Source organism: Methylobacterium fujisawaense (genome assembly GCF_039619325.1).
Lineage (GTDB): Bacteria > Pseudomonadota > Alphaproteobacteria > Rhizobiales > Beijerinckiaceae > Methylobacterium > Methylobacterium fujisawaense.
In genome coordinates, this window is sequence record NZ_CP155000.1 from 4,262,878 (window position 1) to 4,287,093 (window position 24,216).

At 70.4% G+C, this 24,216-nt stretch carries 22 protein-coding genes, 1 tRNA gene and 1 pseudogene; 11 read left to right on the plus strand and 13 right to left on the minus strand.

The window, feature by feature from the left end; translation table 11 throughout:
* The first annotated feature begins 32 nt into the window (after window positions 1-32).
* From ABC766_RS20260 to ABC766_RS20270, 3 genes are all read left to right on the plus strand, one after another.
* On the plus strand, window positions 33-839 hold the full coding sequence (locus ABC766_RS20260) for an SDR family NAD(P)-dependent oxidoreductase (protein WP_043348313.1): 807 nt from the start codon (window positions 33-35) through the stop codon (window positions 837-839).
* Between the two features lie 243 nt (window positions 840-1,082).
* Entirely contained in the window at window positions 1,083-2,768 is a 1,686-nt protein-coding gene (locus tag ABC766_RS20265; RefSeq protein ID WP_043348316.1) for a B12-binding domain-containing radical SAM protein, read from the plus strand.
* Window positions 2,769-3,048: 280 nt separating this feature from the next.
* Window positions 3,049-3,369, plus strand: coding sequence for a DMT family transporter (locus ABC766_RS20270; RefSeq protein ID WP_179697182.1), 321 nt, complete (start codon window positions 3,049-3,051; stop codon window positions 3,367-3,369).
* 3 nt (window positions 3,370-3,372) lie between these two features.
* On the opposite strand, the gene ABC766_RS20275 is transcribed toward ABC766_RS20270, so the two are convergent.
* From ABC766_RS20275 to ABC766_RS20295, 5 genes are all read right to left on the minus strand, one after another.
* Window positions 3,373-5,058, minus strand: coding sequence for a methyl-accepting chemotaxis protein (locus tag ABC766_RS20275; protein WP_345819347.1), 1,686 nt, complete (start codon window positions 5,056-5,058; stop codon window positions 3,373-3,375).
* A gap of 97 nt (window positions 5,059-5,155) precedes the next feature.
* Window positions 5,156-6,160: a magnesium transporter CorA family protein gene (locus ABC766_RS20280; protein WP_043348324.1), complete on the minus strand. Its 1,005-nt coding sequence runs from the start codon at window positions 6,158-6,160 to the stop codon at window positions 5,156-5,158.
* 501 nt (window positions 6,161-6,661) lie between these two features.
* Window positions 6,662-6,934 carry a hypothetical protein gene (locus ABC766_RS20285; RefSeq protein ID WP_043348336.1) on the minus strand — a complete coding sequence of 91 codons (273 nt, stop codon included), beginning with the start codon at window positions 6,932-6,934 and terminating at the stop codon, window positions 6,662-6,664.
* A gap of 53 nt (window positions 6,935-6,987) precedes the next feature.
* Window positions 6,988-8,241, minus strand: coding sequence for an RNA methyltransferase (locus ABC766_RS20290; protein WP_345819348.1), 1,254 nt, complete (start codon window positions 8,239-8,241; stop codon window positions 6,988-6,990).
* Window positions 8,238-9,017 carry a TlyA family RNA methyltransferase gene (locus ABC766_RS20295; protein WP_345819349.1) on the minus strand — a complete coding sequence of 260 codons (780 nt, stop codon included), beginning with the start codon at window positions 9,015-9,017 and terminating at the stop codon, window positions 8,238-8,240. Before ABC766_RS20295 ends, ABC766_RS20290 begins: the two co-directional genes overlap by 4 nt.
* Window positions 9,018-9,126: 109 nt before the next feature.
* Between ABC766_RS20295 and ABC766_RS20300 the strand changes: the two genes are divergently transcribed.
* Complete coding sequence (locus ABC766_RS20300) at window positions 9,127-9,666, plus strand: superoxide dismutase family protein (protein ID WP_043759105.1); 540 nt, start codon at window positions 9,127-9,129, stop codon at window positions 9,664-9,666.
* On the opposite strand, the gene ABC766_RS20305 is transcribed toward ABC766_RS20300, so the two are convergent.
* From ABC766_RS20305 to ABC766_RS20320, 4 genes are all read right to left on the minus strand, one after another.
* Window positions 9,659-10,111 (minus strand): acyl-CoA thioesterase, encoded by a 453-nt coding sequence (locus tag ABC766_RS20305; protein WP_345819350.1) that lies wholly within the window; start codon window positions 10,109-10,111, stop codon window positions 9,659-9,661. The genes ABC766_RS20300 and ABC766_RS20305 overlap by 8 nt on opposite strands.
* A gap of 26 nt (window positions 10,112-10,137) precedes the next feature.
* On the minus strand, window positions 10,138-10,275 hold the full coding sequence (locus ABC766_RS20310; protein WP_164706365.1) for a hypothetical protein: 138 nt from the start codon (window positions 10,273-10,275) through the stop codon (window positions 10,138-10,140).
* A gap of 149 nt (window positions 10,276-10,424) precedes the next feature.
* On the minus strand, window positions 10,425-10,694 hold the full coding sequence (locus ABC766_RS20315) for a hypothetical protein (protein ID WP_043385676.1): 270 nt from the start codon (window positions 10,692-10,694) through the stop codon (window positions 10,425-10,427).
* Window positions 10,695-10,860: 166 nt separating this feature from the next.
* On the minus strand, window positions 10,861-11,046 hold the full coding sequence (locus ABC766_RS20320; protein WP_043385745.1) for a YegP family protein: 186 nt from the start codon (window positions 11,044-11,046) through the stop codon (window positions 10,861-10,863).
* A gap of 303 nt (window positions 11,047-11,349) precedes the next feature.
* Between ABC766_RS20320 and ABC766_RS20325 the strand changes: the two genes are divergently transcribed.
* Both ABC766_RS20325 and ABC766_RS20330 read left to right on the plus strand, forming a co-directional pair.
* Window positions 11,350-13,248, plus strand: coding sequence for a tetratricopeptide repeat protein (locus tag ABC766_RS20325; RefSeq protein WP_051976175.1), 1,899 nt, complete (start codon window positions 11,350-11,352; stop codon window positions 13,246-13,248).
* A 137-nt stretch (window positions 13,249-13,385) separates the two neighbouring features.
* Window positions 13,386-14,602 (plus strand): annotated as a pseudogene (locus ABC766_RS20330) (molybdopterin-dependent oxidoreductase); the annotation flags it as partial.
* A gap of 338 nt (window positions 14,603-14,940) precedes the next feature.
* Here ABC766_RS20330 and ABC766_RS20335 read toward each other — a convergent pair.
* From ABC766_RS20335 to ABC766_RS20345, 3 genes are all read right to left on the minus strand, one after another.
* Window positions 14,941-16,491 (minus strand): DEAD/DEAH box helicase, encoded by a 1,551-nt coding sequence (locus tag ABC766_RS20335; RefSeq protein ID WP_043759103.1) that lies wholly within the window; start codon window positions 16,489-16,491, stop codon window positions 14,941-14,943.
* A gap of 512 nt (window positions 16,492-17,003) precedes the next feature.
* Window positions 17,004-17,088: transfer RNA gene (locus ABC766_RS20340), tRNA-Leu, on the minus strand.
* 121 nt (window positions 17,089-17,209) lie between these two features.
* Complete coding sequence (locus ABC766_RS20345; protein WP_043351350.1) at window positions 17,210-17,515, minus strand: FliM/FliN family flagellar motor switch protein; 306 nt, start codon at window positions 17,513-17,515, stop codon at window positions 17,210-17,212.
* A gap of 88 nt (window positions 17,516-17,603) precedes the next feature.
* Here ABC766_RS20345 and lipB point away from each other — a divergent pair, with 88 nt between their 5' ends.
* On the plus strand, window positions 17,604-18,335 hold the full coding sequence (gene lipB / locus ABC766_RS20350; protein ID WP_345819352.1) for a lipoyl(octanoyl) transferase LipB: 732 nt from the start codon (window positions 17,604-17,606) through the stop codon (window positions 18,333-18,335).
* 34 nt (window positions 18,336-18,369) lie between these two features.
* Here the strand turns inward: lipB and ABC766_RS20355 are convergent, their stop codons facing one another.
* Window positions 18,370-20,496, minus strand: coding sequence for a carbohydrate porin (locus ABC766_RS20355; protein WP_345819353.1), 2,127 nt, complete (start codon window positions 20,494-20,496; stop codon window positions 18,370-18,372).
* Window positions 20,497-20,849: 353 nt separating this feature from the next.
* Between ABC766_RS20355 and ABC766_RS20360 the strand changes: the two genes are divergently transcribed.
* Genes ABC766_RS20360 through ABC766_RS20375 form a run of 4 tightly spaced genes read left to right on the plus strand, consistent with a single transcriptional unit; the run spans window position 20,850 to window position 24,074 of the window.
* Window positions 20,850-21,413 carry an iron transporter gene (locus ABC766_RS20360; RefSeq protein ID WP_345819354.1) on the plus strand — a complete coding sequence of 188 codons (564 nt, stop codon included), beginning with the start codon at window positions 20,850-20,852 and terminating at the stop codon, window positions 21,411-21,413.
* A 17-nt stretch (window positions 21,414-21,430) separates the two neighbouring features.
* A complete protein-coding gene (locus tag ABC766_RS20365) occupies window positions 21,431-21,766 on the plus strand; it encodes a cupredoxin domain-containing protein (RefSeq protein WP_043351359.1) in 336 nt (111 codons plus the stop codon).
* Window positions 21,763-23,196 (plus strand): 4Fe-4S binding protein, encoded by a 1,434-nt coding sequence (locus tag ABC766_RS20370; RefSeq protein WP_345819355.1) that lies wholly within the window; start codon window positions 21,763-21,765, stop codon window positions 23,194-23,196. Before ABC766_RS20365 ends, ABC766_RS20370 begins: the two co-directional genes overlap by 4 nt.
* Before the next feature lie 53 nt (window positions 23,197-23,249).
* Complete coding sequence (locus tag ABC766_RS20375; protein ID WP_043351362.1) at window positions 23,250-24,074, plus strand: FTR1 family iron permease; 825 nt, start codon at window positions 23,250-23,252, stop codon at window positions 24,072-24,074.
* Window positions 24,075-24,216 lie beyond the last annotated feature (142 nt).

Here is a 24,216-nt window from a genome sequence, read left to right on the forward strand (position 1 = left end):
GCCCGCCCGACCTCTCCCGGAAGATCTGCCTCGTGGCGGGCGCGTCGCGGGGCGTCGGCCGGGGGCTCGCCCGGGCGCTGGGAGAGGCCGGGGCCACGGTGATCGTCACGGCGCGCTCCAGCGAGACCGGCCCGCGCACCGAGATGCGCCCGGAGGCGATCGAGGACACCGCCCGCATGGTCGACGCGGCCGGCGGGCGGGGTCACCATTACCTCTGCGACCACCGCTCCGAGCGCGCCACCGACGCGCTGGTCCACTGGACCCTGCGCCGGTTCGGTCGGATCGACGTCGTGGCCTGCAGCGTGTGGAGCGGCAACGAGGGCTATGACGGCGAGCGCTACCCGGACGGGGCCGGATGGGGCACGCCGTTCTGGCGCCGCTCGGCCGAGCCGTATCTCGGGCTGCTCGAAGCCGGGCCGCTGCCGGCCCTGCTGCTCGCCCGCGCGGTCGCCCCCGCCCTGGTGGCGGCGCGGACCGGGCTTCTGGCGCTCGTCTCCTTCGGGACCGAGGATTACCTCGGTGACGTGTTCTACGATTCCGCCAAGGCCGCCACCAACCGGCTGACCCTGGCCTTCGCCCGCGAACTCGCGCCCCACGGCGTCACCGCCCTCGGCCTCTCACCGGGCTTCGTCGCCACCGAGCGGGCGCGCGATCTCGGCCAGGAGGTGCACGCCACCGAGAGCCCGCTCTACGCCGGCCGGGCGCTGGCGGCGCTGGCGGCAGATCCGGATATCGCCGCCCGGGCCGGTGCGGTGCTGCATGCCGGCGACCTCGCCCGGATCTACGGCTTCACGGACGCCGACGGGACGCAGCCGGAGCGGTTCCGGGTCGGGCCGTGACGGGCCCTTGTCGGGCGTGTCGTGGAACCGGCGCACGCTCCCGACGGACGGGCCAAACGAGCCTCAACGCTCCCGGGCGGGGCGATTTTCGGCGTTCGGTCCGGCGTCCTGTCGGGATTGGCGGTGCCGATTGCTGCGGGAGCGAAAAACGGCCTTAATTGACCCGCAGGTCAGAGGGCGATCCTGCACCCGGTTCCGTCTGGAGCCGGCGGGGCCGGGTATGTGTGGACGAGGGAAACTGGCATGTCGGAAGCGAACACGGCCCCGCGCGTGCTGATGGTGTTCCCGAAGTTCTACGAAAACTCCATGTGGAACTTCAAAGAGGCCATGGAGCTGCAGGGCGCCCGCGCGCCCGCGCCGCCGCTCGGCCTCATCACGCTGGCCGCGATGCTGCCGCCGGCCTGGCAGGTGTCGCTCGTCAACCGCAATTGTGAGGAGCTGACCGACGAGCAGATCCGCGCCGCCGACCTCGTGATGACCGGCGGCATGCTCCCCCAGGAGCCGGATTGCCTCGTGGTCATCGACCGCTGCGTGGCGCTCGGCACCCCGGTCTGCGTGGGCGGCCCCGCGCCGACCTCGACGCCCGAGGTCTACGACAAGGCCGACTTCCTGGTGCTGGGCGAGGCCGAGGGCATCCTCGACAAGTTCGTGGCCGCCTGGGAGGCCGGCGAGCGCCGCGGCCGGCTCACGGCCGAGAAGTTCAAGGCCGACGTCACCACGAGCCCGATCCCGCGCTTCGACCTGCTGACCTTCAGCCACTACCTCTACATCGGCGTCCAGTTCTCCCGCGGCTGCCCGTTCACCTGCGAGTTCTGCGACATCATCGAGCTCTACGGCCGCGCCCCGCGGACCAAGACCACGCCGCAGATGCTGGCGGAGCTCGACCGGCTCTACGGCCTCGGCTACCGCGGCCATGTCGATTTCGTCGACGACAACCTGATCGGCAACAAGAAGGCCATCAAGCTGTTCCTGCCGCACCTGATCAAGTGGCAGGAGGATCACGGCTACCCGTTCAAGTTCTCCACCGAGGCCTCGCTGAACCTCGCGGACGACGACGAGCTGCTCGGGATGATGCGGGACGCGAACTTCTTCGCCCTGTTCACCGGGATCGAGACGCCCGACGAGGCGACGCTGATCCAGACGCAGAAGAAGCAGAACACCAAGCGCTCGATCGCCGACAGCGTGCACAAGCTCTACGAGCACGGCATGTTCGTCACGGCCGGCTTCATCGTCGGCTTCGACACCGAGAAGGACAGCATCAGCAAGGCGATGTCGCTGTGCATCAGCCAGACCGGCATCCCGATCGCCATGGTCGGCCTGCTCTTCGCGCTGCCGAACACGCAGCTCTCGCGCCGCCTGCGCAAGGAGGGCCGCCTCTACGAGAACTACGCGGCGACCACGGCCGACCAGGGCGATCAGTGCACGCAGGGCATCAACTTCGTGACCCTGCGCCCGCAGCGCGACGTGCTGGCCGATTACCGCGACGTCCTCCAGGAGATCTACGACCCGCCGAACTTCTTCGACCGGGTCCGGGTGGTCGCGCGGCAGGTGAAGCGGCCGAAATTCGCCGCCCAGAAGCTGAACTGGCGCCACATCGCCCACGATCTCTATTCGCTGCTGCGCGTGTGCTGGCGGATGACCGTGCGCCGTCCCGAGCTCGCCAAGCATTTCTGGAGCGTGTTCCTGGAGACCGCCCGGCGCAATCCGGCCGCCCTGGAGGCGGTGGTCACCAACATGGTGATCTACCTGCACGTCTACCCGTTCTCGCGCTACGTCATCCGCGAGATCAACAGCCGGATCGCGGACCTCGACGCCGGTCGCTGGGTGCAGCCGCCGGTCCTGGCCCCCGAGGCTGAGACCTGCAAGGCGCCGCCCGTGGGCAAGGTTGTGGCGCGGGCCGAGGTGAAGCACCTGGCTGCGGTGGCGTGACGGGGCGTCGGTTCGGGGCATCCGACCCGCGCCCTCGTCCCGAGGTGCCGGAGCGCAGCTTTGGTCTCGAACGAGACCGCCACCGGGCGGCGCGCTTCCGGGAGTCCGCCTTCCAGGCCCGCTTCGCGGTCACCTCAGGATGAGGTCCGTGGATCGGGCCCGTGCGGCGCCCTTGCCGCCGTCCCCCGTAAACCTTAGCTGATCCCGCGCGAGGCCACGTCCTCCCTCCGGTATACGGGGCACAAGTCCGGGACGGCCCGGCCCTTTCAGGAGGGCCGCCATGGCCTGGATCTTTCTCGTCATCGCGGGCGTTCTCGAGGTCGTCTGGGCCTACGCGATGAAGCAGTCGGACGGCTTCACGCGCTTGTGGCCGACCGCGATCATGGCCGTGTCGATGGCCGGCAGTGTCGGCTTCCTGGCGCTGGCGATGCGCACGTTGCCCCTGGGAACCGCCTACACGATCTGGACCGGCATCGGCGCGGTCGGCGCCTTCCTGGTCGGCATCGCCGTGCTCGGCGAGCAGGCGAGCGCCAGCCGGATCCTCGCGGCCGGCCTGATCGGATCCGGGCTCGTCCTGATGAAGCTGTCGAGCCCCGGCTGAGCGTCAGGCCGCGCGCACGGTGTGCAGGAAGCCGTCGATCTCCCGCCGCAGCTCGGCGGTCTCTTCCGAGAGGCTTGTCGCCGAGGCGAGCATCCGTGTGGCGGCCGAGCCCGTGTCGTCGGCCGCCCGCGCCACTGCGTCGATCGTCCCGGTGACCGCGCCGGTTCCGGATGCGGCCTCGGCGACGTTCCGGGCGATCTCCCGGGTCGCCGCGCCCTGCTGCTCGACGGCGGCCGCGATCGAGGTCGCCACGCCGTCGATCTCGCGGATGCGGGATGCGATGCCATCGATGGCGTCCACGGTCTGTCCGGTGGCGCCCTGGATTCGGCCGACCTGACCGGCAATCTCCTCGGTGGCCTTGGCGGTCTGGGCGGCGAGCTGCTTCACCTCGCTGGCGACCACCGCGAAGCCGCGTCCCGCATCGCCGGCGCGGGCCGCCTCGATCGTGGCGTTGAGCGCCAGCAGGTTCGTCTGGCCTGCAATGTCGGTGATGAGGCGCACGACATCGCCGATCCGGCCCGCCGCCGTGCTCAAGTCCTGCACGAGGCCGGCGGTGGCGCCGGCCTGGACCACCGCGCTCCGGGCGAGTTCGGCAGACCCGTCCACCTGGCGGCCGATCTCCTGCACCGAGGCGCCGAGTTCCTCCGCGGCCGCCGCGACGGTGCCGACATGCTGGGCGGCTTCCTGCGCGGCCCCCGCCACCGTGGCCGAGCGCTCGGCCGTGTGCGTGGCCGTGCTGGTCATCGCCTCGGCTTCGGCCCGCAGGCCGAGGGCGGCGTCCGCCACCCGCGTCAGCACGCCGCCGACCGCGGCCTCGAAGGACTCGGCCATGGCGTGAACGGCCCGCCGGCGCTGCGCCTCGGCGCCCTCCCGGGCCTGGGCCGTCTCCCGCTCCAGGGCGCGGGTGTGGATCAGGTTGTCCTTGAAGACCTGTACGGCCGCCGCCATCGCGCCGATCTCGTCGCGGCGCCCGGTGTGCGGGACCGGCACGCTCTCGTCGCCCTGGGCGAGGCGGCCCATCGCCCCGGTCATGCGCTCGATCGGGCGCGCGATCCCGAACAGGGCGAACAGCATCGCGGCGGCGGCGACCACGAGGCCCACCACGGTGGCGGCCATCGCGATCAGCTTGGCGCGCGTCGCCGCCTGCACGGTCACGGCGACATTGGCCGCGGTCTGTGCCCGGGCAGAGGCGATGGACTCGGTCAGGCTCGCCACCGCGGCATCGTTCTGCGCACCCGTTGCGGGGTCCAGCACCAGCGCGAGCGCGCCCGGCTGATCGCCTGCGATCATCAGCTCGACCACTTGCAGCTGCACGTTCTGGTAGGCGTTCCAGGCATTGGTGAAGCGCTCGTAGATCTCCCGGTCCTGAGGAGCCGTCAGGCGCTCCTGGTAAGCCTGACGGAGGCCGGAAAGCTCGCCGAGGGTGTCGGTCAGCGCGGTCTGGTTCTTGTCCAGGGCTGCCGCGTCGGGCGAGGCCACCACCAGCCGGTAGAGCCGCAGGCGGGCGTCCCGCACGGCCGTTCCGATGGCCTCGGCCTGGTTCTGCGTGGGCAGGGCCTGCTGGGAGATCGCCGCGGCGTTGCGCTCGATCTCCGACAGGCTCACGACACTGGCGATTCCCTGGCCGACGGCGGCGAGGGCAAGTAGGCCGATCGCACCGGCGAGAACCGTCTTGAGGGAGAAACGCATGGGAGGTTCCGTCATCGCGGCCATGCCGCGCCTGCAGGTCTCACCATGCTCCCGCAGAGACCTTAATATTTTTCCAGTTCTGAAGCAGACTTTGCCGTTAAAGCCACTTCTTCCAGCGAAAGAAAAAGTAAGGGAATACCGCTGCGACGACCATCATGACCAGCGCCATCGGGTATCCGAATGAGAAATCTAGTTCGGGTATGGCTTTAAAATTCATGCCATAGATCGACGCGATCAGCGTCGGCGGCATGAAGACGACCGCCATGACCGAAAACAGCTTGATGATGTTGTTCTGTTCAAGATTGACAAGACCGAGTGTTGCGTCGAGCAAAAATTGGATTTTCGTGGACAGGAAGGTGGCGTGCTCCTCGAGGGATTGCAGATCCCGCAGGGTGGAACGGACATCCTCGCGCAGATCGCGCGGGGCCTTGTTGGTCCGGTAGGTGGCCGACAGCGAGAGCAGAATACGCTCCATGGAGACGAGGCTCTCCCGCTGCTTGGAGATGAGATCGCCGTGCCGGCCGAGGGCGCGTAACGTGTCCTGGAGGGCGGTGTTGCGGGCGGACGGATCCTCCTGCACTTCGAAGATCTTGCCCGACAGGCGGTCGATGCGTTCGCCCTGGAGCTGGAGCACGTCGGCGGCCCGGTCGATCACCGCCTCGATCAGCCCGGCCAGGATGGTCTCGCCCGAGGTGGCCGACGCGCTGCCGTTGCCCATCGAGCGCCCGGCGCGCTGCGTGTACATGCGGAAGGCCTGCGGCTCCTCGTGGCGCACGGTGACGAGCCGGTTGCCGCGCAGGATGAAGGTGATGCCGGCGAGCCCCGGCTCCTCGGCATCGCTGACCTTCGAGAGCACGCGCCCGGTCATGTAGCGGGCGCCGTCTTCCACGTAGAGCAGCTCCGAGGGCTCGATGTCCTTCATCTCCTCGCGGGTCGGCACCTCGATGCCGGCGAAGGCCTCGACCTTCAGCTCCTCCTCGCGGCTCGGGCGGATCAGGTCGAGCCAGACGGTGTCTTCGGGGATCGTGTCCTGGAGATCGATGACGCGGCGTTCAAGCAGCGTGGCTCCGGCGCCGATGGCGGGCTGGTGGATGAAGATCACGAACAGGTCTCGGATACGGATCGGTCACGGGACAGCGCAGGGCCGCAGCCCGCATCCGGCACCGCGACGATCGATGCAAGCTGTGCCGGGGATGTGGCGCTGTTTTCTGACGCTTCCGTGACATCGCGGCCCAATCCCTCGGAACAGCTCGGCGTCGGTCGCTGCGGGGCCGGGCGCCGCCTCGCCGAGGGCCTTGGCGTCGAAAGGACGCTGAATAGGGGTGACGGAGAGGGCTCGCGGCCTCTCATGGACCGTCTCATGGACCGCCGCGGGCGCGACCGGTTGCTCCGGCCTGGGCGCCGTCAGCCCACCGTCGTCTGGGCGATCCCGCCGAATTCGGCCATCGCCGCCCGGAGATGCGCCTGCTCGGTCCGGATGGCATCGTCCCCGCGTTCGGCGAGTCGGGCTCACCCTGGCGGCGGTGGTCGCCTGCCGCCCGGCCCAGGCCGACCCTGCGGCGGCGAGGTCCGTCGACCGCGAGCGAGCGCCCCGGACCCAGGCTCAGTTGCAGCCGTCGCAGATGCTGCGTTCGATCCGATCGGTCAGGGCGCGCTCGCGCCGCTCCTCCGTGCGGGACGGCACTTCGGCGGCCCCGAGCGACGTGCCTGGCGGCTTGGTGACGCCGAGGCTGTTGGTGTTCGGCGCCGTGATCGTCGAGGCCGGGCCGCCGCCGGTGCCCGTCTGATCGGGCGCGACCGTCTGTGCCGCGAGGGGAGCCGAGAGGGTGAGACTCAGCGCGGCCAGACCTGCGAGACGAAAATATCCTCGGCTCATGGAACCTCTCCAGTCTTCGAGAGAACGCCGAACTTCACTGCGGGTTGCTTGCCTCATCGGCGCCGCGCCGGCTCGCGTCGGAACACGCCGACCATCTCAACATGGCCCGAATGGCGGAACTGGTCCACCGGCGTGACGGCCTCCAGCCGGTAGCCGCCGGCAACCAGCGTCGCCGCATCCCGAGCGAAGGTGCCGGCGTCGCAGGCGACGCCGATCACGAGGGGCACGCGCGCGGCGGCGAGCTGGCGGGCCTGGGCCTCCGCGCCGGCCCGGGGCGGGTCGAACACCACCGCATCGAAGGCCTCGAGTTCGAGGGGGAGCAGGGGCCGCCGGAACAGGTCGCGGCGCTCGGTGGTGATCCTGCGCAGGCCCGAGGCCATGCGCGCGGAACGTTCGAGCCCGGCCAGGGCGGCGGCGTCGGACTCGATGGCGTGAACGGCGGCCGTCCGGGCGATTGCCAGGCTCAACGGCCCGCAGCCGGCGAACAGGTCGGCGACACGTCGGACACGGGGGCCGAGGGCCGTGAGGGTGAGATCGCAGAGCGTCGCCTGTCCGGCGGCGGTCGCCTGCAGGAATCCGCCGGGCGCCGGGTAGAGGCGGATCGCGTCGGCGGTGACCGAGACCGGCTCGGCCTCCATGAGCCGCTCGCCGTGGAGGGAGAGGCGGGCGAGGCCGAGTTCGCCGGCGATCCGCACCAGCGCGGAGCCCACGCCGGCGCTCACCGGGCCGTGGCCGCGCAGATCGACGTCCAGGCCCTGGTCGGTGGCGGTGACGGCCACGTCGAGGGGCTTGCGACCATGGCCCAGGGGGGCGGCGAGGCGGCGCGCCACCGCGGGGGCCGCGTGCAGCGCCGGCACGGTGATCGGGCAATGGTCGATCGGGACCAGCGCGTGGCTGCGCGCCGCCATCAGCCCGGCCTCGGCACGGCCATCGATCTCCCGCACGTGCAGGGTGAGGCGGCGACGCCCGGTCCCGTGCGCGTCGATGATCGGGGCAGGGGCCACGTCGAGGCGGGCCTGGGACAGGGCCTGCGCGACGAGGCCGCGCTTCCAGGCGAGTTCCGCGGGCCGCGCGAGGTGCTGGGTGCGGCAGCCGCCGCAGCGCATGTAGTACGGGCAGAACGGCGCGACCCGGTCGGGGGAGGCCTGCGTGACGGCGATGAGGTCGCCGCGCCGCGCCTCCCGGCGGATTTCCGCGCGTTCCCCGGGCAAGGTGTAGGGCACGAGGATCCCATCCTCGGCGATCCCGTCGCCGCGGGCGCCGAGGTCGCGGATCGTGACCGTCTCGATGTCGGCTGTCTCGCTCACGGCAACCTCGCACCGATCAGGAACTCGGCATTGCCGTCGCCGCCCGGCACCGGCGAGTCGATGAGGCCCAGGATTTCGGCGCCGAGCGCCTCCAGGGTTTTGCGGATGGCCCCGCAGACTTCTTCGTGGACCGCCGGATCGCGCACGAGGCCGCCGCGGCCGACCCGCCCGCGCCCGGCCTCGAATTGCGGCTTGATCAGCGCGACGACCTCCGCTCCCGGGGCGAGCAGCGGCGGCAGGACCGGCAGGACGAGGCGCAGACCGATGAAGCTCACGTCCACGCTGGCGAGATCGGGGCGCGGGACGAGGGCGTCCGGGTCGAGGACGCGGATGTCGGTCCCCTCCCGGTTGGTCACCCGCGGATCCCCGGCGAGGCGCGGATGCAATTGCCCCCGGCCCACATCCAGCGCGTGGACGTGGCGGGCGCCGCGGGCCAGCAGCACGTCGGTAAAGCCGCCCGTCGAGGCGCCGACGTCGAGGCCGGTACGGCCGGCCGGGTCGAGGCCGAACGCATCCAGGGCGGCGGCGAGCTTCATGCCGCCGCGGGAGGCGTAGGGATGCTCGGATTCCGCCTCGACCCGTGCCCCCGGGGCGATCGTGTCCGAGGGGCGGGCGAGCGGGCGCCCGTCGACCCGCACGAGCCCGGCGCGGATCGCAGCCTGGGCCCGGGCCCGGCTCTCGAAATGGCCGTGCGCCACGAGGAACAGGTCGGCGCGACGCGGGGACGGATCGTCCGTGGGCGGCGCGCGGTCCGGGATAGGCCGGTCTCGGGTCATCAGGGCTTCGTGCGGTCCCGGCAGATCTGCGACGGAGGTTTCGGGCCGCCGCCCTGTCGAAGGCCGGCGCGCTCCCTAACTAGACCGGGCCGGAGAGGAGAGCCACCGTATGACCCGCACCCTGCCGCTGCTCGCATTGCTCGGGACCGTCGCCGCCGGCGCCGCCCTGGCGCAGGAGCCTCCGAAGGAGGCCGCCAAACCGGCAGAGACCTACACGGCGCCGATCAAGAACGCCAAGGGCGACGCGATCGGCGCCCTGTCGATCCGCGACGGGGCGAATGCCCTGGTCCTGCGCGTGACGATCCAGCCCGGTGGTCTGCCGCCCGGCTGGCACGGGATGCATTTCCATGCCGTGGGCGACTGCTCGGATCCGAAGTTCATGAACTCGAAGGCCCACGTGAACCACGACCAGAGCAAGCACGGGCTGCTCAACGCCGAGGGGCCCGACGAGGGCGATCTGCCGAACCTCTACGCCGCGCAGGACGGCTCGGCCAATGCCGAGGTCTCGAGCGAGACGCCGCTGAATGGCGAGGGCGGCCTCAAGGATGGTGACGGCGCAGCGCTGATCATTCACGCCAACGAGGACGACCACACCAGCCAGCCGATCGGCGGCGCCGGCGACCGGATCGCCTGCGGGGTGATCAAGTAGTCGCGGAGGGCGAGGGCACCGCCGGCGGGATCGGCCGCGGGCGGCCGGCCTCGTCAATGGCCACGAAGGTGAACGTGGCCTGCGTGACCCGCTCGCGAACCTGGGTGCAGAAACGCCGCGCCCAGGCCTCGACTTCGATCTTCATCGAGGTCCGGCCGACATGCGCCACCCGGGTATAGACGCACAGCACGTCGCCGACCCGGACCGGCCGGATGAAGGTCATGGATTCGAGCGCCACGGTGACCACGCGGCCCTGCGCCCGGTCCACCCCCGCGATGCCACCGGCTTGGTCCATCTGCGAGAGCACCCAGCCGCCGAAGATGTCGCCGTTGGCATTGGTGTCGGCCGGCATGGCGATGGTGCGCACCGTGAGGTCGCCCTTGGGCAGATCGACCTCCACGGGCGGTGCCGCGCTTCCGGCCGGTGAGAGTGTGACGTGCTGCATGCCGTCCATCCGCCCCGTCTGCGCCGTCAGGACATCAGGCCGGCGAGCTTGAGACCCGCCGCCAGCAGCACGGCGACCGCACTCAGGATGCATTCGAGCGGGATGGATTGCCAGAGGTCCGGCGTCGCCGCCGCAGGCTCGGCGCGTTGCGCAATATCGTTCATCGGGCTTCCTCTCAGGCGCACCGATCTGCCGTCGGCGGTCCCGTTCTCGGCACGATAAAGCAAGGGCCGCCCGCGCGCACCCCGAATCGGCGCATGAAAAAGCCCGGCGGCTCGAGGGAGCCGCCGGGCCGGTCAGGTCGGAGAACCGCTCAGTAGTAGAACCGGCGGCCGTAATAGGGACGGCGGTAGAACGGCCGCGGGCCGTAGTAGAACCGGCGACGGTAATAGGGGCGGCGCCAGTAGGGCCGCGGGCCGTAGAAGCGGCGGCGGTAGTAGTACTGGGCCTTCTCGGCTACTGCCGGCGCGGCTTCGGCGGGCAGGGCCAGCCCCGGGCCGATGGGCGCGGCGGACGCGCCCTCCGGCGCCGCAGCCGCGAAGCCCAGCACCAGCAGGGCCGCGAGCAGGAATTTCCTCAGCACGGTCTCGACTCCCTTCGTGTGGTTACGTCCTGGTCGACGAACCGCACGGGAAGCGAGGGCCCTCCGCCCGGTCCGAAACGCTGCAACGCGTAGGCGAGCGGAAGCGTTGCAGCATAACCGCTGCGACGTTTCGGACAGGGTTGATCGCGGGTTGAGACCCGACGGGTCAGGCGATCTTCGTCGTCATGTCCTCGATGCGGGCCTCAGCGCTTTGGCGCACGAGGGCGATGCCGTGCTCGCAATCCTCGCGGCGGCTATAGCCTTCGCCGGATTCGGCGATCACCTCGCCGTTGCGCGCCCGGAGGCGCCAGCGCCATTCACCCTTGGCGTCCCGATAGAGTTCGAACCGCATGATGCAGGCCCCCATTCGTCCGTCGGCAGAAATGGGGGCACGGCGCGGCCAATAAAAGGATCTGCCCGCGCCGGAGCGGCCGTCCTGTCGGGCGACGGTCGCGGAGGGGCCATCCGCTGCGCGACGCTCGAGAAGTCCCGGCGACGGACTCGGATCCGGCTCGATTCCTTGTTTTACGCGCACGAATGCCTGTGTTCGCTCGACATCATTGGATCAAAGCAGTATTCGGCTGCACCGCTGCGGGTGGCGAATCACGCGGCCACGGTCGGGCTTGCCGGGTCGCCGTGGCGTGAACGGATCGCGATGAGCGAGAACAGGGCACTGTCCAGCGCATCGGAATGGTCGGTTCCGGAACGCCGGCTGGCCGCGATCTTCGCCGCCGACATCGCCGGCTATTCGAAGGCGATGCATGCCGACGAGAGCGGCGCCATGCGCGCCCTCCAGGCCACGCGGCGGATCGTCGACCGGATGATCGCGGCCCGTCACGGACGGATCGCCAACACGGCCGGGGACAGCGTGCTGGCCGAGTTCGCCTCGGTCATGGATGCCGTCTGCTGTGCGGTGGCGATCCAGCGAGCCCTCGCCGAGGCCGAGGGGGAGGCCGCGCAGTTCCGTCTCCGCATCGGGATCCATCTCGGCGACATCATGGTGCATGACGGCGATCTCTTCGGCGACGGCGTCAACATCGCCGCGCGTCTGCAGAGCGCCGCCGAGCCCGGTGCCCTGAGGCTTTCGGAAGCCGCCTACCTGCAGGTTCGTGGTCTCTCGGAAATCCCGTTCATCGATCTCGGCCCGCAGCGCCTCAAGAACATCGCACGCCCCGTGCGCGTGTACGCCGTGCCCCCGCCGGACCAGCGGACGTCGCGCGCCATCCGGGCGGGCCGCGCCCGTGCCGCCCTCCGGCCGACGCTGGGCGCCGTCGCGGTCCTCGCCGCCGCGGGGCTGGCTCTGACCTGGCCCCGTCTCGTCGGATCCGAGCGCACGGATGGGCCGGGCGAGCCTCTGCGCCCGAGGCTGTCCCTGGTGGTCCTGCCCCTGGCGAACCAGAGCGGCGAAGCAGACCAGGATTACCTCGCCGAGCAGCTCGCCGAGGATCTCTCCGCCGATCTCGCCCGCGCCCCGGGGACCTTCGTCATCGCGCACGGCACGGCCCAGGCCTACAGGGGGCGGCCTCTCGAGCCGCGCGCCGTCGGCCGCGAACTCGGCGTCCGCTACGTCGTGCAGGGAAGCCTTCGGCAGAGCGGCGAGCAGGTGCGCTTCGCCGTGCAACTGACGGATGCCGAGACCGGCGCCGCCCTCTGGGCCGACCGCTACGACGGACCGCGGACCGCCGTCGGCGCCGCGCAGGACGTCCTCGTCGCCCAGGTCGGCCGCGCCCTCGGCGTGCGTCTTCTCGAGGCCGCCACGCAGGCCCGGTCGGGCCAGCCGGCGGATGCGGTGGACTTGGTCATGCGCGGACAGGCGCTGCTCAACCGGCCCTTCGCCCGCGACAACCACGCCCAGGCCCGCCCGCTGTTCGAGCGCGCGCTCGGCCTCGATCCGGCCAATGTCGATGCGCGCCTGGGGCTCGCCGAGGTGCTCGTCGACGGGGTGCTGAACGGCTGGACGACCGAGCGGACGGCGGATCTCGACACGGCCGAGCAGGCGATCGCATCGGTCCTCCAGGGCGACCCGACACATCCCTTCGCGCATTACCTGCGCGGGGAGACCCTGCGCGCCCGATCGCGCTACGCGGAGGCCCTCGCGGCGTTCGACCGGGTGCTCACCCTGAATCCCAGCTTCGCCCGGGCCTACGCCTATCGCGGCCTCATCCAGATCTTCCTCGGACGGGCCGAGGAGACGGAGCGCGACATCGCCGCCGCCATCCGCCTCAGCCCCAAGGATCCCCTGCTCGGGGCGTGGCTCGCCCGGGACGGCTTGGCCAAGCTCCATCTCGGGCAGGATCAGGAGGCGATCGAGCCGCTGCGCCGCGCGGCGGCGGTGAACCCGCTCTTCGACTTCCCCCACCTCTATCTCGCCTGCGCCTTCGCGCGGCTCGGCCGGGATGTGGAGGCGCGGGCCTCCCTCGCCGAGTTCCTCAGGCTGCGCCCCGGCTACACCCTCGCCCGCTACCGAAGCCTGACCTCCACCGATCCGACCTTCCTGGCCCAGCGGGCACGCATCTACGAGGGCCTGCGCCGCGCTGGACTGCCGGAGGGCTGACCCCGCGCGTCCGCCCGGCGCGGACGGGGCACCGCGCCCGGATTAGAATTTCTTTCTTCCCGATATGGGCTGGACCCGACCTGCGCCGAGAAACACGCACAATAACCAGACGCCTGCGGCCGGTCAGGGAGGAAACGATGAACGAGATCGTCCAGGCCGAGGCCGTCTCAGAGGTCTTCTACGGCGCCTGTCCGCATGATTGTCCCGACACCTGCTCGATGCTGTTCGACGTCAAGGGCGGCCAGCTCCAGGGCGTGCGCGGCAACCCGGACCACCCGATGACCCGCGGCGGCCTCTGCGTGAAGCTGAAGGATTACGAGAAGCGCCACTATCATCCGGACCGGGTGCTCTACCCGATGAAGCGCGTCGGCCCGAAGGGGTCGAAGCAGTTCGCGCGCATCACCTGGGACGAGGCGCTCGACGAAATCGTCAGCCGCTGGACGGCGATCATCGACCAGCACGGCCCGCAGGCCATCGCCCCCTAGAGCTATCTCGGCAACCAGGGACTCGTGCACGGGCTGAACGGTGGCGACGCCTTCTTCAACCGCATGGGCGCCACCGTGATGGAGCGCACCTTCTGCGGCGAGGGCTCGTGCACCGCGTGGCTCCTCACCGTCGGCCCGACCGCCGGCCTCGATCCGGACAGCTACATCCACTCCAAGTACATCGTCATCTGGGCCTGCAACTCGCTCAGCACGAACCTCCACCACTGGGCGATCGTGAAGGACGCCCAGAAGAAGGGCGCCAAGGTCGTGGTGATCGACGCCTATGCGTCGCGCACCGCCAAGGCCGCCGACGGGCACATCGCCCCGAAGCCCGGCACCGACGGCGCCCTCGCCATGGCGCTGATCAACTCGATCATCGCGCAGGGCCTCGTCGACCAGGACTACGTCGACACCCACACGATCGGCTTCGCCGATCTGAAGGAGCGGGTCGCGCCGCGCACGCCGGAATGGGCGGAGGCCATCACGGGCGTCCCGGCGGCCGACATCCGCAGGCTCGCCCACGCGATGGCGACCGAGCAGCCGGTGGGCATCCGCATGGGCGTGGCGCTGGAGCGGCACTACGGCGGCGGCCAGACCATCCGGGCGGTGTCGCCTGCATCCCGGCGCTCACCGGTGCGTGGCGCCATGTCGGCGGCGGCGTCACGCAGTTCGGCGTCTGGGAGCATCCCTACAAGTTCGACGTCATGTGCCGTCCCGACCTGATCCCGGAGGGCACCCGGGTCGTCTCGAACCTGCAGATCGGCCGCGCGCCGACCGGCGAGCTGAAGCTCGACCCGCCGATCATGTCGATGATGTGCTGGAACTCGAACCCGGTGACGCAGGCCCCCGAGACCGACAACCTCGTCGAGGTCTCGCGGGCGAACTGACCGAGTCCTGTGATGGGAACCGCGCGCAGCGACGGGAGCCGGGGCAGCGTCACAGCCGGGGATGTGGTGCCGGCTGGCGCGCGTCGCTGCGCGCGCGGGGACAGCGGAGCCCTCATGGGGAGACGGGGTCGCGGGGCGTCCCGGCCCGCCATCCGGCCGGCGGCGCCATCGCCGCGTGCGGGGCCGCAAGGGCCCGAGGCATGGTCACGGGCGTCAGGGGGGAAACTGATCGCCGCGCGGCGCGGCTTCGCAGCCGCGGCCTGCGCTGAAATGGAAAGCCGCCCGGGACGGATCCGTCCCGGGCGGCTCGAATGTGACGCTCAGGAGCGGGGCGCCCGCTCCAGCCAGCCGATGCTGCGACCCTCGCCGCCGCCCCCGCCGCTGCGCGGCCGGGCATCGGCCCGCTGGGGCCGGGCGTCGCGGTTCGGACGGCCCTGGTTGGGGCGCTCGCCCTGCGGTCGTGCCGGCCGGTCGGCGCGGACGTCGCGGCCCTGCGGGGCATGACCCCGCCCGTCGCCGCGGGCGTCGGCCCGGCCTTCCTGGGGCCGGCCCTGCCGGGGCGCACCCTGGCCGGGACCGCCGAAGCCGCGGCCACCCTCCGGCCGACCCTGCTGGGGACGGCCCTGCGACTGCCGGGGCCGCTGACCCTGGCGGCCGCCGCCGGGACGCTGCTGCTGCCGTTCGGGCCGGCGCTCCTCCTCGCGGGCGATCTCGGCCGCCTCCTGGCGGGACGGCGGGGTGAAGCCCTCGGGGAAGCCCGCCACCGGCACCTTCTGCCGGGTCACCCGCTCGATGTCGCGCAGGTAGGCCTTCTCCTCGTCGTTGCAGAACGAGATGGCGAGCCCGTCCGCGCCGGCCCGGGCGGTGCGGCCGATCCGGTGGACGTAGCTCTCCGGCACGTTCGGCAGGTCGAAATTGACCACGTGGCTCACGCCCTCGACGTCGATGCCGCGGGCCGCGATGTCGGTGGCGACCAGAACCCGGCAGGAGCCGTCCTTGAAGGACGCCAGCGCCCGCTCGCGCTGCGGCTGGCTCTTGTTCCCGTGGATGGCCGCCGCCGCGATGCCGACCTTGTCGAGCCCGCGGACGACGCGGTCGGCGCCGTGCTTGGTGCGGGTGAAGACCAGGACGCGTTCGATCGCCGGATCGCGCAGGATGTGGCCGAGCAGCGCCTGCTTGGCGCCGGTGTGGACGAAGATCACCTGCTGGTCGACCCGCTCCGCCGTGGTGGCGACGGGCGTCACCGCGACTTGGACCGGATCGGTGAGATACTGCGCCGCGAGGCCGGCGATATTCTTCGGCATGGTCGCCGAGAAGAACAGGCTCTGGCGCTTCTCGGGCAGCATCTTCACGATGCGCTTGAGGGCGTGGATGAAGCCGAGGTCGAGCATCTGATCGGCTTCGTCGAGGACGAGGATCTCCACGCCGTCGAGGATCAGTGAGCGGCGCTCGATCAGGTCGATCAGCCGGCCGGGGGTGGCGACGAGGATGTCGACGCCCGGCGCCAGGGCGCGCTCCTGCCGGCTGATGGTGACGCCGCCGAACACCACCGTGTTGGTGAAGGACAGGTGACGGCCGTAATCCGAGAAGGATTCGGCGATCTGGTTGGCGAGCTCGCGGGTGGGCGAGAGCACCAGCACCCGGCAGCCGCGGCGCGGCGCGCGGCGGTCCGAGAGCGAGAGGCGGTGCAGGATCGGCAGCGCGAAGGCCGCGGTCTTGCCGGTGCCGGTCTGGGCGATGCCGCAGAGGTCGCGGCCTTCCATGGCGGGCGGGATCGCCTGGGCCTGGATCGGGGTCGGCGCGACGTAGCCGGCCTCGCTGAGCGCCCGCAGCACGGGCTGGGCGAGGCCGAAATCGGTGAATTGGGTCAAGGATGTATCCGATGCAGCAGGGCCGGCCGGGCGCCTCGCGTCGCACGCGATCGATGCCGTGTTGGGGCCGGTCCGTTGGCAGGGGGCAGCCCGCGTGATGGGGCGGCCCGGGTGCATGCACGTTATGAAGAGGGGGGCCGGATCACGCCGGGAAGGCGCCCGATCCGTCACGCAGCCCCCTCAAGCGGGCCATGACGGCCGCTGACGCTGCAGCGCCGATATGCGGCTGTGCGACTGCGAAGTCAATGCAGGGCCGGGTTGCGGCGCGATCAGGCCGAGGGCCACGCGGACCGGTACCGGTGCCCGTCGAGCCCGCGAACACGGCCGGCGATCCGGGCATGGCCCTCCGCCTCCCGCAGCGCCAGGGCGCCCGAGCTTTCGGTCGATCGGGACCGAGCCACGGTTCCGCAGAGCGGATCGGCTAACTCTGATGTTGTGTCGCGATCGGCGGCGCACCGCCCTGTCTTGCACCACATCCGGGCTGCCGCAGATCCGGGGCAACCGAAACAATGTGGTGCGGCCAAGAGGACTCGAACCTCCACCCCTCTCGGGACTAGCACCTCAAGCTAGCGCGTCTACCAATTCCGCCATGGCCGCATCGGACGCGAAGATCGGTCCGTTTGCCCGACCGTCGCGCGCCGCGGGAGAACCCGGGGCCGCTTTCGTGTCGCGCGGCGCAGCGGATAACAGATCGTTCCGCCGCCGACAAGCGCCTCGCTCACGGGGAATCGTAGCCGCCCTCCAGGAAAGGCGCCGCGCCGTCGCCGATGCTGATGCCGGGCTCCACGATCGAGGCCGCCTTGCGGATCAGCTCGGTCACCTCGACGGAGATGCGGTCGCCGGTCACCACGATCTGCCCGCGGGCGATCGGGTGGTCGTTGGCCAGGATCTCGACCATGTCGCTGTCGCTGGCTTCCAGCTCGATCACGGCGCCACGGCCCATGCGCAGCAGCATGTGCAGCGGCATGCGGGCGCGGCCCAGCACCACTGTCAGATCGACCTTCAGGGTCTCGAAGATCGCCACCAGCCGCCATCCTGTCTCACGGCCGGTCCTTGCCAGCGCCGGCCGCGAATGTTGAAGGCTGCGACCATCGACGCAGGATGATGAACTCTTGGTAAACGCGCCCCGCCTCACGGTCCGCCCGCACGCCTTCCCGAAGCGGCCCGGCGCAGATCCGGTCGCCGGCCCGGTGGGCTGGCGCGTGAGCGATGCGCCCGTGGGCTACGCGGCCGCCCTCGCCTGGATGGAGGCGCGTGTGGAGGCGATCGCCCGCGGCGCGGCGCCCGAATGCGTCTGGCTGCTGGAGCACCCGCCGCTCTACACGGCCGGGACCTCGGCCCGACCGGAGGATCTGGTGGCACCGGACCGCTTCCCGGTCCACGCCACGGGCCGGGGCGGGCAATACACCTATCACGGCCCCGGCCAGCGGGTCGCCTACGTGATGCTCGACCTCGACCGGCGCAGCCGCGACCTGCGCGCCTATGTGGCGAGCCTGGAGGCGTGGCTGATCGAGACGCTCGCCGCCTTCAATGTCCGCGCCGAGCGCCGGGAGGATCGGGTCGGCGTCTGGGTACGCCGGCCCGAGAAGGGGCCTCGCGTCGAGGACAAGATCGCGGCGATCGGGATCCGGGTGCGCCGCTGGGTCAGCTTCCACGGCATCAGCCTGAACGTCGAGCCCGATCTCGCGCATTTCGACGGGATCGTGCCGTGCGGCGTCCGGGAGCACGGGGTGACGAGCCTCGTCGATCTCGGCCTGCCCGTGAGCCTCCCGGAGGTCGACATGCAGCTCCGCGCCGCCTTCGAGGCGCTCTTCGGGGCCACCGTGACCGAGGCGGTGGACTGATCGGGCATGCCGCCGATGCCTCCGGCCACGCCGATCAGAAATCCGCGTGCAACCGCGAGGCGAAGAAATGCGCGGGGCCGCGGTCGCGATTGTATCCGGGATTGTCGATGAACTGGTAGTCGAAGGTCAGGGTGACGAATTTCGTGAGGTTCAGGGCGTAGTAGGTCTCCAGCGCGCGCTCGGTGCCGTAATTCAACCGTCCGTCGCCGATCAGCAGGCCGAGGTAGCCGGCCGCGAAGGCTGCGCGGTGTGAGGGCGAGAGCCCGTTCATCGCGGCGCCGATACCGATCGTGTCGTCGGGCCGGTCCCAGGCCTTGCCCTTCAGCGACAGGCCTCCGGAGAAGCTCCGGTCGATGTCGGTGAAGGAGATGTTCTCGGTGCGCCCGTCGTTCAGGCTCGCCCGGGCGAACAGCCCGAGTTCCGGCGTCAGCCCCTGCTCCAGGTTGATGTAGCCGCCGGTCTTGCGGCGGGGGCGCCTTGTCGCCGCGACGGCGTCGTTGATGTCGTCGAACAGGCCGAGCTGCGTCAGGGTGACCACGTCGCGGTTGTTGGCCGAGACACCGACATTCGAGAACAGCCCGATCCGGATCTTGCCGGGCTGCTCCAGCCACGGGAGGACGTGGCGCTCCTCGAACTCGACGTTCAGCCCCGCACGCCGGAACACCCGCGGGTCGAGCACGTCGCTCGACGGCTCCTTGGGCACCTGCGTGTAGGCCGCGCGGATGGCGAATTCCGGCCGGTTGTACTCGGCGTAGACGCCTTGCGTGAAGCCCGGGAGGTTCGCCGGGAAGTCCCAGGCCGAGGCCCCCCAGAGCGACCAGTTGAAGAAGTCCACGCGCGGGTCGTGCGCGTAGATGTTGCCGTCGAAGAAGTCGCCCAGCGCGAACTTGCCGGCGATCAGCGTGATCCGCTCGGCATCGTAGCGGGTGGCCACCTGGTTCGGACCGTCCGGCACATCCACGGTCTCGCCGCCCAGCCCGAAGGTCTGCTTCACGTAGTAGCGGTTCGAGCGCAGCTTCGGGAACGGGGCGCCCGCCTTCTGCGCCTCGCCGTTGACGAAGCCGGCGACGCCCAGCGTCCGCGACAGGCCGAAGCCCTGGCTGAATTCGGGGTTGTAGTAGATCTCGGTGCTGTCGGTGAGCTTGAGGCCGAGGAAGATCGTCGCCGTGGTGGTCTGCCGGGCCTGATGGGGGATCAGGCTCTGCGCGCCCTCGTAGGGCGAGCGGAAGCCGGGCACGGCCTGCGCGATCAGGGTCGTCTGCCCGTGCAGCGAGAAGCGGCCGGTATCGCCGTTGTCGGGGTCGTGCGGAGCGGTCTCGTCCGGATCGGGCGGCACCTTCAAGCCGCCCGGAAACCACATCAGCCGTGCGAACAGCTGGTTGGAGGTGAAGCTCGCCCGGGTCGTGACCGGTCCACCCGTGTCGCCGGGCACCACGCCCAGCGGGAAGCGCCGGCTGCCGCCGAGATCGATGTAGCGGTAGTCGATGCCCAGGGCGAGGCTGTCGGTGATGGCGTATTGCACGCCCGCGCCCAGGGTGAAGCCGACATAGCCCAATTCCCGCTGCGCGGTGGTCTGGCCGCCCGTGTCGAGATCCGGATAGCTGGCGAGAAACCGGGCGTTCGCACCGGTGAGCCCGAAGGTGCCGTAGATCAGATAGCGATCGAAGCTGTAGCCGAGTCGGGCACGCAGGGCGCCGTAGAGGTTCGTCTTGGCGCGCACGATGTTGAAGGCCGGATCCGCATCCGCGTAGCCGAATCCCGCGACGGTCGCGGGGACCGGACGCTTCAGATTCGCCAGGTCGAGATTCGCTTCGATGCCGTAGACCCACGGCCCGGCCTGCCAGGTCCAGCCGCCGAACACGCCGCCCACGGCCGTGGTGGCGTTGCGCCCCTGGTCACTGCGGCCCGTGGAATCGCCGCTCTTGAAGGCCGGGATCGGCCGGCCGCCGATCGTCGTCGGACCGAAATTGTAGGCCCCGTAGGATCCGCCGGCGCTGCCCTCGAGGCCGACATAGCCGCCCGACCAGTCGGTGTAGGTCGGCCGGGTGGCGTCGGGGCGCGGCGCGGCGAAGTCGGCCGCCCGCGCGGCGACCGGGACGAGAAGGGGCGTCGTCAGAATGAGGGCTGCGGTGCGGACCAGGGGCACGGAACGGGTTCTCATCCGACTCACAAAAAAGTATAGCACTTGCTAAAACGGTCTTTGGCATCGCGCAAGCCAGGGTGCGCCTTCTCGCCACAGGCCGCCTCGCAAGTCATCTCCGGTCCGCCCGCCATCCTCGATGCTCGGCATGGCAGTGGAATGACAATCCCGGTCCCGCCGTCTCGGTCAAGATGCAGAGGGTCATCGTAGAGCGAACATCTCCGTGAGCTTTTGCAATGACCGCGTCTTGGTGCCGGAAAGACATGCGAATACGATCATGGCTCACCAAGGTGGTCTCAGATTAGAATTGTTATTATTTGAGATCGATGCGATTCCAGTTTGAACTTCGAGCGGGGTGGATTATGTGCGACCGCATGCATGCGTCGCACATCACTCCGCTTCTCCGCGGCCTCGCCGCGGCCTCGCTCCTCGCCTTCGCGGGCCCCGCGACGGCCAAGGAAGTGCCGATCGGTCCGCATGTGACGCAGAACGGCCTGGAGGTCGCCGCCGTCTATCTCCAGCCGATCGAGATGGAGCCTCCTGGCATGATGCGCGAGGCCGCCAAGTCGGACATCCACCTCGAAACCGATATCCGCGCCGCCAAGGACAACCGCAACGGCTTCGCCGAGGGGGACTGGGTGCCGGCCCTCGACGTCCGGTTCGAGGCGGTGAAGCTCGATGGCGACAAGCCCACCGACCAGACGGTGTCGGGGGTGCTGATGCCGATGGTCGCCAATGACGGGCCGCATTACGGCGATAACGTCAAGCTGTTCGGCCCCGGCCGCTATCGCCTCAAAGTAATGGTCGCGCCCCCGGGCAAGGACAGCCATTTCGGTCGCCACGTGGACAAGGAGACAGGGGTCGGCCCGTGGTTCGAGCCCTTCGCGGTCACCCAGGATTTCACCTTCGCCGGTGTCGGCAAGAAGGGCGCCTACTGAATTTGCCGGAGCTGTCCGTGTCCCGCCTGTCGCGCTTCCTCGCCCCTGCCGCCGTGCTGCTGGTCGCCGTCGCGTCCGCGCGGGCCGACGACATGCCGGTCATCAAGGTCGAGATGCGCGATGGGGTGATCCTCCCGGCGGTGATCGAGGTGCCGGCCAATACCCGGTTCAAGCTGGAGATCTCGAATACCGGCCAGAGCCCGGTTGAGTTCGAGAGCACGGAACTCAAGCGCGAGAAGGCGCTGGCCGCGGGCTCGACCTCGGCGATCGTGTTCCGCACCCTCGATGCCGGCACCTACCAGGTGTTCGACGACTTCCACCCGGAGGCGAAGGCGACTTTGGTGGCCAAATGAGCGCGTCGACGACAGCGCCAGCCTCCCTTGCCCTGAGCCGTGTTCCGCCGCGTCGATCCGTCATCGACGGGGCGCTGGCCCGGTTCGGCGACGGGCTGCGCCGGTACGGTTGGATCATCCGGGCCGTGCAATGGCTGATCGTTGCCGTCTACGCGGTTCTGGTGATCGTCCCGGCGCTGCTGCCGCTCCCCGACAACGCCGCCCATATCTGGGACAACCTGACGCTGGCCGCTCAGTTCGCGTTCTGGGGGATCTGGTGGCCGTTCGTGCTGGTGAGCATGGTCCTGGTCGGCCGTGCGTGGTGCGGCGTGCTCTGCCCCGAGGGCGCGCTCAGCGAATTCGCAAGCCGCTGGAGCCGCGGCTATGCCGTGCCGCGCTGGATCACCTGGCAGGGCTGGCCCTTCGTGGCCTTTGCCGGCACCACCGTCTACGGGCAGATGACCAGCGTCTACGGCTATCCCAAGCCGGTCCTCGCGGTCCTGGGGGGCTCGACGCTGGCGGCGATCGTGGTCGGCCTGCTCTACGGGCGCAACAAGCGCGTCTGGTGCCGCTACCTCTGCCCGGTCAACGGCGTCTTCGCGGTGCTGTCGAAGCTGGCGCCGGTCAGCTTCCAGGTCGACAGCGCCGCCTGGGCGGTCTCGCCCAAGCCCGTCGGGGGCACCGAGAGCTTCAACTGCGCGCCCCTCGTGCCGGTAAAGACCATGCGCGGCGCGGGCGCCTGCCATATGTGCGGGCGCTGCAGCGGCCATCGCGGCGCCGTGCGCCTCGCCCTGCGCTCCCCCAATCACGAGATCGTCCGTGTTGCGGGCGAGGAGCCCAGCCTCGACCAGACCATGCTGATCCTGTTCGGCATGCTGGCGCTGGCGGTGGGCGCCTTCCAGTGGTCGTCGAGTCCCTGGTACGTCGACGCCAAGCAATGGGCCGCCACGTGGCTCATCGAACGCGGGACCACGTGGCCCCTGGAGCATTCGGCGCCCTGGTTCGTGCTGACGAACTACCCCGACCGCAACGACGTCATGACCCTCCTCGACGGCGGGTTGCTGCTGGCCTACATCGGCGCCGCGACGATCGTCCTCGGGCTTGCCCTGTCGGGGATCGTGGCGCTCGCGACCCTGTCCCTCGGGGGCTGGTCCCTGCGCCGCTTCCACCACCTGACCCAGACGCTGATCCCCGTGGCGGGTTGCGGCGTCTTCCTGGGCCTGTCGGCGCTGACCGTCACGTTCCTCCGCGGCGACGGCATCGTGATCCCCTACGTGGCGGAGATCCGCACGGCCCTGCTTGCCGGCGCGAGCCTGTGGAGCGTCTGGCTCGCCTGGCAGGTGGCGGGGCTTGCCGTCGGTGGGGTCCGCCGGGTGGCGGCCGCAGCCTGCATCGCCGGGGCGGCCGCCCTGTCGGTGGCCAATTGGGTGCTCCTGTTCTGGATCTGGTAGCGCGCGGTCCGCGCGCGGTGCTTCACGCTCTCGCATAACTCCTGGAGACCGCCATGATCGGCGCCTTCGTCATCGCCTTCCGCGAAGTCATCGAGGCAGGCCTCATCATCTCCATCGTGCTGGCGGCCACCCGGGGCATCCCGGGCCGGATGCGCTGGGTCCTGCTCGGCGTTGCCGGCGGCCTCGCGGGTGCCGCCCTGGTGGCGCTGTTCGCCGAGAAGATCTCCGATGCCTTCGAGGGCAGCGGGCAGGATATCCTGAACGCCGCGGTCCTGATCGTCGCCGTGCTGCTACTCGTCTGGCACAACACCTGGATGAGCAAGCACGGCAAGGAGTTGGCGGGCGAGCTGCGCGCCGCCGGCGCGGCGGTGCGATCGGGGGAGCGGGAGGCGGCGGCCCTCTCGATCGTGATCGGCGCCGCGATCCTGCGCGAGGGCGCCGAGCTGGTGCTGTTCCTGTATGGCCTCGTGGCCTCGGGCACCTCGGGGGCCGACATCCAGTTCGGCGCCGTCGCCGGCATCGGTGCGGGCGTGCTCCTCTCGGCGGTCACCTATCTCGGCCTCGCCTCGATTCCGAGCCGCTACGTCTTCTCGGTGACGAGCGTGCTGATCATCTTCCTCGCGGCCGGCTTGGCTGCGCAGGCCGCGCAGTTTCTGAGCAATGCCGGCGTGGTGGACGTCCTCGGCCACACCCTGTGGAACAGCTCCGGTTTGATCGCCGAGAATTCCTGGCCCGGCCGCGTCCTGCACGCCCTGGTCGGCTACACGGACCGCCCGACCGCCCTGCAGGGTCTGGTCTACATCGCCACCATCGCGGTGATGATCGGCCTGATGCAATGGAGCGCCGCCGACCAGCGCCGCGCGGTGCGGGCGGCATAGAACGCCGCCCGACCGAAGGGCCGCCGGACCGTCGGACAGCGTGATGTGCGGAGACTGTGCGCCGCCCGGCTGACCCGGTCGGGGCAGATCCGGCGCCGGGGTGCGGGCGTCCCGGGCCAAGGATCGCCCGGCTGTGTGTCCT

Excerpts from the sequence above, each read along its gene's own strand:
- ABC766_RS20270 (WP_179697182.1), top strand. The coding sequence starts at position 3,049 with ATGGCCTGGATCTTTCTCGTCATCGCGGGCGTTCTCGAGGTCGTCTGG.
- ABC766_RS20375 (WP_043351362.1), top strand. The coding sequence starts at position 23,250 with ATGATCGGCGCCTTCGTCATCGCCTTCCGCGAAGTCATCGAGGCAGGC.
- ABC766_RS20360 (WP_345819354.1), top strand. The coding sequence starts at position 20,850 with ATGCATGCGTCGCACATCACTCCGCTTCTCCGCGGCCTCGCCGCGGCC.
- ABC766_RS20310 (WP_164706365.1), bottom strand. The coding sequence starts at position 10,275 with ATGAACGATATTGCGCAACGCGCCGAGCCTGCGGCGGCGACGCCGGAC.
- ABC766_RS20370 (WP_345819355.1), top strand. The coding sequence starts at position 21,763 with ATGAGCGCGTCGACGACAGCGCCAGCCTCCCTTGCCCTGAGCCGTGTT.
- ABC766_RS20295 (WP_345819349.1), bottom strand. The coding sequence starts at position 9,017 with ATGACCCGAGACCGGCCTATCCCGGACCGCGCGCCGCCCACGGACGAT.
- ABC766_RS20275 (WP_345819347.1), bottom strand. The coding sequence starts at position 5,058 with ATGCGTTTCTCCCTCAAGACGGTTCTCGCCGGTGCGATCGGCCTACTT.
- ABC766_RS20355 (WP_345819353.1), bottom strand. The coding sequence starts at position 20,496 with ATGAGAACCCGTTCCGTGCCCCTGGTCCGCACCGCAGCCCTCATTCTG.
- ABC766_RS20285 (WP_043348336.1), bottom strand. The coding sequence starts at position 6,934 with ATGAGCCGAGGATATTTTCGTCTCGCAGGTCTGGCCGCGCTGAGTCTC.
- ABC766_RS20325 (WP_051976175.1), top strand. The coding sequence starts at position 11,350 with ATGAGCGAGAACAGGGCACTGTCCAGCGCATCGGAATGGTCGGTTCCG.
- ABC766_RS20300 (WP_043759105.1), top strand. The coding sequence starts at position 9,127 with ATGACCCGCACCCTGCCGCTGCTCGCATTGCTCGGGACCGTCGCCGCC.
- ABC766_RS20265 (WP_043348316.1), top strand. The coding sequence starts at position 1,083 with ATGTCGGAAGCGAACACGGCCCCGCGCGTGCTGATGGTGTTCCCGAAG.
- ABC766_RS20320 (WP_043385745.1), bottom strand. The coding sequence starts at position 11,046 with ATGCGGTTCGAACTCTATCGGGACGCCAAGGGTGAATGGCGCTGGCGC.
- ABC766_RS20305 (WP_345819350.1), bottom strand. The coding sequence starts at position 10,111 with ATGCAGCACGTCACACTCTCACCGGCCGGAAGCGCGGCACCGCCCGTG.